10 protein-coding genes are annotated in these 13,093 nt (G+C 28.0%); 5 read left to right on the forward strand and 5 right to left on the reverse strand.

Annotated features, from left to right (window positions below):
• Positions 1–50 precede the first annotated feature (50 nt).
• Entirely contained in the window at positions 51–2,087 is a 2,037-nt protein-coding gene (locus tag IPP08_12255) for a thioredoxin domain-containing protein (GenBank protein QQS66510.1), read from the reverse strand.
• A gap of 187 nt (positions 2,088–2,274) precedes the next feature.
• Here IPP08_12255 and msrA point away from each other — a divergent pair, with 187 nt between their 5' ends.
• The 5 genes from msrA (at position 2,275) to IPP08_12280 (ending at position 7,597) form a co-directional block, all read left to right on the forward strand.
• The gene (gene msrA / locus IPP08_12260) at positions 2,275–2,835 is read left to right on the forward strand and encodes a peptide-methionine (S)-S-oxide reductase MsrA (GenBank protein QQS66511.1); all 561 of its coding nucleotides are present in this window, start codon (positions 2,275–2,277) and stop codon (positions 2,833–2,835) included.
• A gap of 363 nt (positions 2,836–3,198) precedes the next feature.
• Positions 3,199–5,190: an OmpA family protein gene (locus tag IPP08_12265; protein ID QQS66512.1), complete on the forward strand. Its 1,992-nt coding sequence runs from the start codon at positions 3,199–3,201 to the stop codon at positions 5,188–5,190.
• A 20-nt stretch (positions 5,191–5,210) separates the two neighbouring features.
• A complete protein-coding gene (locus IPP08_12270; protein QQS66513.1) occupies positions 5,211–5,882 on the forward strand; it encodes a TatD family hydrolase in 672 nt (223 codons plus the stop codon).
• On the forward strand, positions 5,863–6,588 hold the full coding sequence (locus tag IPP08_12275; GenBank protein ID QQS66514.1) for a tRNA threonylcarbamoyladenosine dehydratase: 726 nt from the start codon (positions 5,863–5,865) through the stop codon (positions 6,586–6,588). Before IPP08_12270 ends, IPP08_12275 begins: the two co-directional genes overlap by 20 nt.
• Positions 6,589–6,601: 13 nt before the next feature.
• The gene (locus IPP08_12280) at positions 6,602–7,597 is read left to right on the forward strand and encodes a hypothetical protein (GenBank protein QQS66515.1); all 996 of its coding nucleotides are present in this window, start codon (positions 6,602–6,604) and stop codon (positions 7,595–7,597) included.
• A 40-nt stretch (positions 7,598–7,637) separates the two neighbouring features.
• On the opposite strand, the gene IPP08_12285 is transcribed toward IPP08_12280, so the two are convergent.
• The 4 genes from IPP08_12285 to IPP08_12300 form a co-directional block, all read right to left on the reverse strand.
• A complete protein-coding gene (locus tag IPP08_12285) occupies positions 7,638–7,925 on the reverse strand; it encodes a hypothetical protein (GenBank protein QQS66516.1) in 288 nt (95 codons plus the stop codon).
• Positions 7,922–8,974, reverse strand: coding sequence for a hypothetical protein (locus IPP08_12290; GenBank protein QQS66517.1), 1,053 nt, complete (start codon positions 8,972–8,974; stop codon positions 7,922–7,924). Before IPP08_12290 ends, IPP08_12285 begins: the two co-directional genes overlap by 4 nt.
• Before the next feature lie 109 nt (positions 8,975–9,083).
• Positions 9,084–12,131, reverse strand: coding sequence for a glycosyl hydrolase (locus IPP08_12295; protein ID QQS66518.1), 3,048 nt, complete (start codon positions 12,129–12,131; stop codon positions 9,084–9,086).
• A gap of 102 nt (positions 12,132–12,233) precedes the next feature.
• Positions 12,234–13,067, reverse strand: coding sequence for a pantoate--beta-alanine ligase (locus IPP08_12300; protein ID QQS66519.1), 834 nt, complete (start codon positions 13,065–13,067; stop codon positions 12,234–12,236).
• Positions 13,068–13,093 lie beyond the last annotated feature (26 nt).

The raw sequence follows: 13,093 nt of genomic DNA on the forward strand, positions 1-13,093 counted from the left end.
ATACATGATTAAAATAGTAAATTCTACTTTAATATTTTTTTTAATATATTTTATTTTATATAAACATTACTTGGCAATTTACAAGTGAAATTTTCACATATATAAACTGTTGGTTTATCATTTATTGGCATCATATCTTTTAGTAATTCAATCCTATTGTACATATATTCATCATTATAAATAATGACTGCATTTGGATTATAGTTTTTAAAAATTTGATTTTGTAATAATGTATTATCAATTGTTTTACTCGTACCTGAAAATACTATTTGCCTTAATGGTTTCATCGAATCTAATTTTACTGCCAACATATAAGGCATTGCGCTTGGGTATGCTGAGGTATGTGATATAAATAAATCAACAATTATATTAGACTTTTTTATGTAGTTATCATCATTAAAAATAGACCCTAATTTCAAAAGATTCATTGCCATAATTGAATTTCCAGAAGGTTCAGCACTATCATATTCGCTTTTAGTTCGTATCAAAACGCTTGGATCTAAGCCGCTAGTATTGAAGTAACCACCATTCTTACTATCATAAAACAATATATCAGTAACTTTCAATAAATCTTCAGCTAACTTTATGTATTTAGAATTAGCACTTACTTCATATAAATCAATCAATCCCGCAATCATAAATGAATAATCATCTAAGAATCCATTTATTTTAACTTCTTTATCTTTCATTCTTCGATTTAAAATTCCATTAACAAACATATTTTCTATAATTGCATCTGCACAATTTTCAGCTAGTTTTAAATACTCTAAATTGTTTATTGCCCTAAAACTTTTTGCCAGACCAGATATTAATAATCCATTCCAAGCACTAATAATTTTCTCATCTCTGTGGGGTCTAATTCTATTCAATCTTTCATTAAACAATTTAGTTTTAGAAGATTTTAATAAATCAATAATTTCATTTTTATCAATTTGAGTTTCAGATTCTATTTCATCAATATTTTTAAAAATATGTAACACATTTTTATTATGTTCAAAATTTCCTTCTGTTGTAAAACCATAATGTAAAATGAATATTCTTAATTCTTTCTCATTTAAAATTTTAGAAACTTCTTCTATTGTCCAAGCATAAAACTTACCTTCAACTCCTTCACTATCAGCATCTTCAGCAGAATAAAAAGCACCTGAATTATCTAGTAAATCTCGTTTAATATATTCAATGGTTTCAATAATTCTAATCTCAATTTCATTATTTCTTGTTATTAAAAATGTATCAGATAAAGAACTTAAAAGCTGTGCTTGATCATATAACATTTTTTCAAAATGTGGGACTTTCCAAAATTCATCAACACTATAACGAGAGAAACCACCACCAAGTTGATCATACATTCCCCCCCTTGACATTGCAAGTAAAGTATTCTCAGTCATTTCTAAAGATTTAATATCAGATAAATAATAATTGCACCTCAATAAAAATTCAAAAATTGATGGTCTGGGGAATTTTGGAGCATTACCAAAACCTGAATTTAGTGAATCATATGCTCTCACAAAATGTTCCAAACATTTTTTCTCAATTTCTGAAACATCAATTTGATCATTTTTGAAAATGATTGAGCTTTTTGAAATTGAATCAATTATTCTTGAAGATGAATCAATTATTTCACTATTCTTTTCAATCCACGCTTTATTAATTCCTTTTAAAAGATCAACAAAAGAAGGACGGTTGTATGCAGCACGATTTGGGAAATATGTTCCAAGATAAAACGGCTTTAAACCTGGTGTTAAAAAAGCAGATAAAGGCCATCCACCAGAGCCAGTTAAAGATTGTAATGCAGTCATATATACATTGTCAATGTCAGGTCTTTCTTCCCTATCAACCTTGATATTTACGAAATATTCATTCATTAATTGAGCTGTAGAATAATCTTCAAAAGATTCTTTTTCCATTACATGACACCAATGGCAGGTTGAATAACCAATGGAAAGAAAAATTGGTTTATCCTCAGATTTTGCTTTTTGAAATGCTTCTTCTCCCCAGGGATACCAATCAACTGGATTATTTGAGTGTTGTTGTAGATAAGGAGACTTCTCATTAACTAACCTATTTGGATTGTTTTGATTATTCATTTTTTAATGACGCATTTGTTTGAATTGTTATTGCGTAAATTAACATTTAATAAAATTGTTATTTTAATTTAAAATTATAGATTTAAATCATTGTATACTTTTAATTTATCTACAATTCATATTTGTTCAATTCGACATTTAAAAAAACTGTTACTTCAAATCTATAATTCAATTTGTCTCAGAAATTATGATAAATGAAAAGGGTATAATAAATCAAGATACTATTGTTCTTGGTGCTGGTTGCTTTTGGTGTGTAGAGGCTATTTTCCAAAATATCTATGGTGTTATATCTGTATTGCCAGGATATTCAAATGGCAAAGTTACCAATCCAACTTATAGAGAAGTTTGCTCTGGCTCAACTGGTCATGCAGAAGTTGCACAAATTATTTATGATTATAATATAATTTCACTTAAAGATATTCTAAATATTTTTTTTCAAACTCATGATCCAACCACTTTAAACAGACAAGGAGCAGATTCTGGCACGCAATATAGATCTGGTGTTTTTTATTCTAACGAAGAACAAAAAAAGATTGCTGAAATTGCTAAAATTGAAAGTCAAAAATTATTTGTTGATAAAATAGTTACTGAAATTATATTGCTTGATAATTTTTATCCTGCAGAAGATTATCATGTTAATTATTTCAAAAATAATCAAGAGCAACAATATTGTAAAATTGTAATTAATCCTAAAATTGATAAATTTAAAAAATTGTTTAAAGATAAATTGAAACATCAGTCAAATTAATTTAAATATTATCAAATAGATTTTTGAATCATAATTTTTGATTTGATATATTTTGAAATTATTTTTTATTATGAGATCCACTTACTAAGATTTATCTTGTAGTGGATTTTTTATTTTTATATTCCCATTTTAATGAAAAAATGAATTCAAAAAAATTTCTATCACTTGCAATATCAATTGTTTTAGCAATATTTTTTTTAAAAATATTAGGTTGGGCAATGCATTTAACTGCTTATATAATATGGTTGATAATGATTGTGGTTATAACTTATCCAATTTATTTAATTGTTAATAAGTTCATTGAAAAAAAATAGTTTTACTTTTAAAATTCCTTTTTTTAATTAATTATTCTCTGTATTTAATTTGAAAATTCTCTATTTTACATTAATTTTCTTAATTAGTTTATCAGTTTTAAATGCTCAAGAACTTGAGAATTTTGATAAACCAAAATTGCAGTTTGGATTATTTTCGGGTATTTTATTTAACCGACATATTGCAGAAATTACTTCATTGACAAACGTTACAAATTGTTGCCCAAATTATAATGACGGACAAGGAAATGGTTATCAAATTGGTTTGTTATCTAATCTTTCTGTGTTTCAAAACTTTGGTTTAGGATTAAGGTTTGGTTTTAAATCTTCTATGAATAGTTTTTCAAGCAATAAAAAAACAGAGTTAAACTCTGATACTGGCTTGGTAATAGGGCTTTATGAACAAATTTTCAAGCCTTCCTTTAAATCAATTTCTGCAACTCCAATAATAAATTTTTCACCTGTAAATAATTTTAAAATATTTGTTGGTAGTGAATTGGAGTTATTACTAAAATCTAACTTTGAACAAGAAGAATTAGTAATTGATGAAAATAAATCTTTTTTCCCTGAAGGTACAAAAACAAGAAATTTTAGAGCTGGAATAATTGGAGATATTAATAAGTTTCAATTAAATATAATTTCAGGTTTTTCGTATTCCTTCTCACTTAACAATAAAAAAATAATTTCTATTATTCCTGATATATATTACTCTATACCAGTGTTTGATATTGTGAATAATTCAACTTGGAAAAATTTCTCACTTCAATTAGGGTTCTCATTATTATTTTCAAAAGAATCAGCAGAACATTCTATTAATCTTCCTGAACCATTAGCAGTAAAACGTGATGGAATAACTGCAAGTGTAAATTTGGTTGGCGTAAACGATTCCTTAATTGAATTTGTAAAACCTGTAATTCAATTAGAAGAGTTTGAAACTTCAACCACTCACCAATTACTTGGATATATTTTCTTTGATGAAGATTCAACAAATATCCCTCCTAGATATTCTAAGATATCTTCATATCAAACAAAAATATTTTCTATTGATTCTTTGTTCGGAATGAATCAAATTGAAGTTTATCACAACATTTTAAATATTATTGGAAAACGGTTAATTTTAAATCCATTAGCCACTATAACAGTTACAGGCTGTAATCAAGACTTTAGGAATGAGGCAGACAATACTCCGTTGTCTAGAAGAAGAGCTAAAGAGGTCTCAAATTATCTTGAAGATGTTTGGAGTATTAACCCAAATAGAATTAAAATTGAAGTAAGAAATTTACCTGAAATTTATTCTCAAATTAAAACTGCAAATGGATTTGCAGAAAACAGAAGGGTTGAAATATCTAGCCAAACATCAAGTATTTTAGAACCTATACATATTGAAGATACTCTAATTCAAATATCCCCATTGGCAATTAGATTCAAACCACAATCAAATTGTGAAGTTGGATTACATGAATGGTTTATTGAAATTAGACAGTTCCCAGATTTTAAAAAAATCTCTAATAAAACTGATGACATTGAAGATATAGATTGGCAAATTAGAACTGATTCAATTTTAAAAAAACCTCAACAGTTAGTTAAAACTTCAATTAATTATCAACTCAGGGTAAAAGATAACAATGGTGATACAGCTTCAACTCCTGCAGGTGTTATAAATGTAAACTATATATCGTTAGATCAAAAAAGAAAACAAGCTACAACTGATTATAGAACTGATAGATATTCAGTTTTGTTTAATGATAGCATCGATTACATTTTGAATTTAAAAACAATAGAATTTTTAAATTATATTAAGAGTAAAATTAGTTCAAATTCTAAAGTAACTATCTCTGGACAAACAGATAGTCTTGGTGATGAAGCAAATAACTTAATTATATCTAAGCGTAGAGCAATAGCTGTAGCAAAAGCACTAAGGCAAAATCAAAAGAATGCAATTGGGCTTGGTTCTGTAATTGCTGCATTAGATTCAGAACTTCCAGAGGGAAGACTTTATAAAAGATGTGTAAATATTATTGTTGAAACTCCAATTAATAAATAACTTTATACGAAATAAATTAATTGATACCTTTTATAGATTTTCATACCCATAATTATTCAAATAAAATAGATGTTATAGAGATATTAAATCTTTCATTTGATAATTTAGAATTATTATCAAAGTACTGCTCTATAGGAATTCATCCTTGGTTTATTGATGATGATAAAATTTTATACAGATTAAATCAGTTAAGTGAGTTTGCAATTATTAAGAATATAATATCTATAGGTGAAGTTGGATTAGATAAATTCATTGATAAAAATATTGACATTCAGATAAAAGTATTTATCAATCAAGTTCAAATTTCGGAAAAATTATCAAAACCATTAACAATACATTGTGTAAAAGCTTTTAATGAAATTATTGCTTTAAAAAAAAGTCTTAAACCTAAAATGCCTTGGATTATACATGGGTTTAACAAAAGCTTACAAACAGCATTATCTTTAACATCCTCTGGGTTTTATATATCATTTGGTGAATCTATCTTTAAAGACAAAATTAGAACAAAGAAAATATTAGATGAATTACCCTTTGATAAATTATTTTTTGAAACTGATAATTCATCAAAATTTTCAATTGAAGAAATCTATATATTTGTGGCTACTTTGACTGGGGTTTCATTGAGTAATTTAAAAGAACAAATTTATCATAATTTTTTAACAGTTTTTGGGAATGAATTTAGACTGGCTTGAAAGAACTGAGCTTCTAATTAAAGAAGATGGTATTAAGAAACTACAAAAATCTAATGTTTTAGTTGTGGGAATGGGTGGAGTTGGTTCGTATGCAGCAGAGTTTCTTGTTAGAGCTGGAATAGGCTCTATAACTATTATTGATGGTGATGTGGTTGATAATACCAATCGAAATAGACAGCTTCATGCAATGAAATCTACAATCGGTTTATCTAAAGTTGATTTAATGTCCGATAGACTTCTTGACATTAATCCTGAACTAATCTTGTTAGCTATAAAAGAGTTTATTCAACCTGAAAGAGCAGATGAAATTGTTGATGTAAAATATAATTATGTAATTGAAGCAATTGATAGTTTTACACCTAAACTAAGAGTTATTAATGCTGCTTATACTAAACAAATACCTTTAATATCGAGTATGGGAGCTGGTGGCAATTTGGATCCAAGTAAAGTGCAAATAAAAGATATTTCAAAAACTTACAATTGTCCTTTGGCAAGATTTACTCGAAAACATTTAAGGAATGATTTCAATATCAAAAAAGGAATAAATGTTGTTTTCTCAAATGAAGTGCAACATAAGGAGAGTTTAAAATATACTGATGGACAGAATTTTAAAAAAAGTTTTTATGGTACTATTTCTTTTATTCCTGCTTTGTTTGGCTTATATGCTGCCTCCAAAGTTATTAATGATATAATAAGTACCGACTGAAAAAAATTTATTGATGATTAAATTAAAATATATATTTCTTTTTATAATATTATCGAATTACTACCAAACAGTTTTTTCACAACTTGGTGGGTATCCTGGTGCTTTTATGAATAACAAACAAAGCGCAGAGGAAAATGGATTGTGTGGAATAACCCCTTTACATTCAAATTCTTCTCAAGTAATATTCTCAAATTCATCTTTATTATCAAATTCAAATTCAAATAATTTATCGATTAGTTTTTCTTCTATTAATATCTCTAATGGATTACCAAATTCCAATCAATTTAATGGTACATTTTCTAAGGAATTACTTGATGGTACTAATGTTGGAATTGGAGTTAGAAGCTATGGTATAATTACAAAAATGACTAATGACAGAGGTGTTGTTTTGGGTGAAATTAATCCTACTGATTTGGATATTGCTTTTGCTGGTTCTCTTAAAATTGCAAATGCAAGTTTAGGAGGAACTATTCATTATGTAACAAGAAATTCAATAAAAAGCAATACAAATTTTACAGGATATTCGGCAGATTTATCTGGCAACTTGAATTTTAATGGAAGACTTTTATTTGGAGTAAATTTAAAAAATATTGCTTCTGAATTCCAAAACAATATTTCTAAAAGAGTAGAATTTTTCCCTTTAAATTTAAACCTAACTGCTGGTTACTACTTAATATCAAATGATTACTTGGTTCATATGAAAAATAATGCTTCAGGCATTTCAGAAATTAAATACATAAAACCAAGTAATTATTTATATGCCACAATACAAGGGGAATTTTTTAATTCACTTCCAGAACAAAGGTTTGCAAATTTTGTAACTGCAGGTCTTGAATATACTCCCCCAATTAATTTTCCTTTAACTCTGAGATGTGGATTAAATTCAAATTCAATTTTTAGTGGTGGATTTTCATTCAAATACCAACCTGAGTTTGTTAATGAAATAAATTTGGATTGTGCAGTTAAAAGTGATGGTACATTATACCTTACTATGGGGTTGATTTTATAAATATTAGATCGATATATAATTAATAAATTCGATAATAAAATTATTTTTTTTCAGAATCCTCCTCTTTTCTTTTAATAGAAATTCCTTTCGAACAATCATTATCCCTATAGCAATAACCAAAATCATTATTTAAACCTCTTGCACAAAATTGTACATTAGGACAATCTGGATTAGTATTCATATTTAGACTTGCATAACATACACAATAAGGTCCAGGGGATACTTCTTCACATACAAAAAAATTCCAAAGGCTATTTGTATCAGCAGTTCTAGAATATAGATTATTTACACTAACAGTAATTAAGAAAAGGAATATAATTTTTTTCATTTAATATTAATCTTTTTTGTTGATAAAATTTTTTGTCCGTCAAATAAATTTACAAAATAATTCCCAGAATTTGGTACAACACAATTTATAATGTTTTCATTTTCAAAAGAGTTTATTAATGGCATAAAAACAAGTTCGCCTAAATTATTATATATACCAATGTTTAAACCTTTATCAATATTTTCAACTTTATATTTTATATAAAGTTTTTTGAATTCATTTAAATTTTGATAAACTTTAATGTTGCTTTTTTCATCTTTACCAATGCTTTGATCATTTAAAATTAATTTTGGTAAAGATCCACCATAAATATTTATAAAATCAACCCAAGTTGGAGATAACAACAAATCTGAAATACCCACTGAGGTGAAATCGGCACGAACAAAGTAAAAAGGACCATTACCTCTTGAATATAATTTAACTCTCAAAAAAACTGAATCTCCAGAACTTTCAATTCCTGATATAAATTTAATTTTAGAAAAAATTGGTCTATTACCATGGAATGAAGGGTAACCAGAAGGTACTTTTGAATTTACTCCAAAGCTGTCTATCAACTTTATTCTTGAGCCATTTGAAGCTCTTACTAATTCTATTGAATAATCTAAGGTATCTAAAGAATAAAAATTATCATTTTTTCTTGTTTTATTAATATAATTAGTCCACGTAAACTGTCTATAACATGATAATGTATCACCAATATTTAAAATGAAATTTTCAGTTCTGCTAATTCCATTTAATAATTTACCATCATTGTCTTTTACTATCTGTCCTTTATGCCAATTTTCAAGTTTGATAACATTGTTGTTTTTCCTAACTTCAGATATCATATATTTCATACTTGTAGAGTCATTCTTCATAATAAATTCATAATAAGCAGATACTTTGTTACCATCAATTAAATTGGGGTTAAAGGTTGTATCCTTAGCCACTTTAAAATTCATTCCGGTAAAATCTTGTCTATCATCACCACTATTAATTTGAGATAAAAGTGAATTGTTAATCAAGAATGATAATAAAATAAACACAAAGAATTGGTTGAAATTTTTCATTTTAATATTTTTTATTTTAATATTTTTTTAAAATAAAAAAAAAATTGATATAACAACAATAAATTGTAAAATTCTTTAATTTAATTTTTTAGATTCAATGATTATTATTCTATTCAGTAACATACCCTTTTAAATTATCTGGTAACAATTGTTTTACTCTCTTTGAATAAGCTTTTCTAGTATTCATTAACTTCAATTTTGCTTGGTCAATTTCAAACCTAAGGGTTTTAACAAATTCTAATTGAGATTCTGTTGGTCTTCCATCATAAAAGACAACACCAGAATAAAGTCCACTAATTTTATCTCTAATTTTTTCTTCACCTGTAATTGCAGTACCTTCTTTTACAGGTACCATAATTGATCGAACAGATTCAAGGCTATCAAAATATTCTTTTATTATTGGTGGAGGATTTTTATTCTCATTAATAAATATTTTAATTGGGTAAATGCTTGATAGTAAAGTATCCATTAAAACTGCAAGTTCACTGTGCATAGAAATTGCAGAATCAATTACTCTTTTTTGAAGATTTGCATCATCCGTTGAAATGTTATTTATTTCATCTTTAATAAGTTCAATTTCACTCTCTTCCTTTTTATCACCAATTAACAATTTTAATGTATATTTTCCTATTTGAAGTAATGGTCCTACATTTGCAGTCCAATCGGTTTGAGCTCCACCAACAGCTACTTTTGGTGGATATCCTCTCATACCCCAATAAACTTTATTTAATCCTTTTCTTCTAGTTCCAGGCATTTCAGAAACTTTCTTTCCATTGGCATCAAAGAATTCAAGTTTGACTTCTGTATTAGATCGTTCTTTAAGATAATAAGTTATAACTACACTTTCTGGAGAGTTATCTCCAACATACCCAGAAGTTGGCCAACTATTATCAAAATGACCATTTGAAACTGGAGTAGGTTTTGTTTGAATAATTGAAATTTCTTTGTTGGTTATATCCTTATTTAAAAATCTTAAAGGGGAAATATCATCAACAATTAAAATTCCTCTTCCATGAGTAGCCAATACTAAATCATTACTTTTTTTATCAATTGTTATATCACGAATTGCAACATACTCAGGAATATTACCTTTCATTTGAACCCAATCAACTCCCTTATTAACTGATACATACAGTCCCCATTCAGTTCCAAGAAATAAAATATTAGGGTTAACAATATCCTCTTTAATTTTATGTGAATATCCTTTTAGTATTTGACTATTTAAACGAATCCATGTTTTTCCACCATCAATACTTTTTGCAAGATAAGTTGACATATCTCCATAAGTATGATTATCAAAAGTTACATATATTACATTTTTATCAAAATTAGAAACTTCAATACTACTTATCCAAGTACCTTTTGGAATAGCAGCTTGCTCGTAATTTGTTGATAAGTTCACCCAATTAATTCCATTATCTCTTGTAACTTGTAAGTTTCCATCGTCTGTTCCAACCCAAATTTCATTTGCATCAAAAGGTGATTCAGTAATTGTAAATATTGTACAATGATTTTCAGCAGAAGTATTATCAACTGTTAAACCTCCACTTTGTTCTTGCTTTTTCTTCTCTGGATTATTAGTTGTTAAATCTTTAGAGATACGATCCCATTTTACTCCACCATTTATTGAAAGATAAAGGAATTGCGAACCAATATATAATCTTTCAATTTCTTTTTGGGAAACATAAATTGGGGTATTCCAATTCCATCTTAGTTTTTCTTCACCAGGTAAAACTTGTGGTTGAATAAACTGACCAACATTTATTTTGAGATTATTCCTATAAACATTCCCTCCCTGCGATTCACTATATACAATTGAATTATCTCTTGGGTCAGTTTGTACCCAAAATCCATCACCTCCTCCAACATTAGTCCAATCTTTATTTTCAACTCCTCCAGGAGAGCTTGATGCAGCTTTCCAAGATCCGTTATCTTGTAAACCACAATAAACATTATATGGTTGGTTATTATCTAAATGAACATGATATGCTTGAGACACTGGAAGAGTATTTACAAAACCCCAATCATTACCTTTATCATTACTAATATAAACTCCACCGTCCGTACCTAAAAACATTTGAGAAGTATTGTTTGGGTTTATCCATAAGGCATGCATATCACTATGAACCCAACCACCTGAACCTCTAGATCTATTCCAAGAATAACCACCATCATTACTAAAAGAAAAATTAAAAGCTGGTCGGTAAACACGCTTTGGGTCATTTGGATCAATAGCTATTGTTGAGAAATAGAAAGGTCTTGCAGTTACATTATCATCGGCACTTTGAGGGTTCCAAGATTCTCCATAATCAGCTGAAATATACAATCCAGTTTTTTTTGATTCAACAATTGCAACTAAATTGTTTGAAGCACTTGGAGCAACTGCTAAAGCAACTCTACCAATTTCTCCACTTGGAAGCCCATTAATAAGTTTTCGCCAAGTTTTTCCACCATCATTTGATTTTAACAAAGCACTTTTAGGACCACCAGAAATAAAAGCAAATGGTTTTCTTCTAACTTGCCATAAACTAGTGTATAAAATATTTGGATTTTTAGGATCTACAACAACATCAGCACAGCCAGTATTTTCGGAGATATAATTTGATAATAAATTATTCCAAGTTTTACCACCGTCATTTGTTTGATACAATCCACGTTCTTTAGAATCTGACCAAAGCGGACCAACAGCTGCAACTAAAATTGAATTTGGATTTTTCTGATTAATTATAATTTTAGCAATATGTTCTGTTTTTTCTAAACCTTTACAAACCCAATTATCACCACCATCAATAGATTGATAAATCCCTTTTCCAATAGAAACACTATTTCTCATATTACATTCACCAGTGCCAACCCAAACTATTTCTGGATTGATTTGGTTGATTGCAATTGCTCCAATACTTTGAGGATGTTTATCAAAAACTGAACTGAATGATACACCAGCATTTGTTGATTTCCAAACACCACCACCAGCTGACCCAACATACAATGTTCTTGGGTCACTATTTACACCATCAATTGCAGTAATTCTACCACTCATAACAGCAGGACCTATTTGCCTTGCCGACAATTTATTTAAAGAAGCAGAACTAAGTTGTGCTTCTAAACTTAAAATGAGGTTAGAAAATAAAATTGCAATTATTATAATTTGTTTCATAAAATATACTTGAATTTAACTTTAAAAAAATATTGAATTTCACCATAATATTGAATTAAATTCTCAAATTATTATATAGAAAATAATTCTATACATTTAAAATTAACTAATAATTAAATTATCAATCAACCTTGTAGTTCCAATCTTCCCTGCAAAAAGAGCCATTAACTTTGTATCATTTTCGGTAGCCAACTCAAAAGTATCTGGGTTAACAATATCAGCATAATCAACTATAAATTGATTAGATAAAATTTCTCTAAATGATTTGGTTGCTGCTTCAATTCCAAATTTATTTTGTATTTGATCCTTTGCAGATTGCAAACCTTTATAAATTGTTAGTGCTTGAGTTCTATCTTCATTATTTAAAAATATATTTCTAGAGCTCAATGCCAAACCATCATATTCTCTAATAGTTTCGTGAACAATTAACTTTATTTCATAATTTAAATCTATTATCATTCTTTTAATAACAGCTACTTGTTGGGCATCCTTTTGTCCAAAAACAACCACTTGCGGTTGAACCATATTAAACAATTTAGTTACAATTGTTGTAACTCCAGAAAAATGATCTGGTCTGAAAGTACCTTCATACCTTGTTGTAATACCTTCAACTTTTACAATTGTAGAGCAATTTGATTGATATATTTCACTCCTATTAGGTAAGAATAAAACATCGCATCCCGCAGAAATAAGTTTTTCTTTATCACCTTCCAAATCTCTTGGATACCGTTCTAAATCTTCATTTGGAGCAAATTGAGTTGGGTTAACAAAAATTGAAGCTACTGTAATATCGGCTTTCTCTTTGCACTTTTCAATTAATGCCAAATGACCATTATGCAAATATCCCATTGTTGGAACAAACCCAATAGATTTATAACCAGTTTTCATTGCATACGCAAAGGCTTGCATTTCAGAAACAGTTTGAATTAACTTCATTCATTGTTTTAATTATTCACAAATCT

It is taken from the genome of Chlorobiota bacterium (assembly GCA_016700335.1).
Taxonomy (GTDB): domain Bacteria; phylum Bacteroidota; class Ignavibacteria; order OLB7; family OLB7.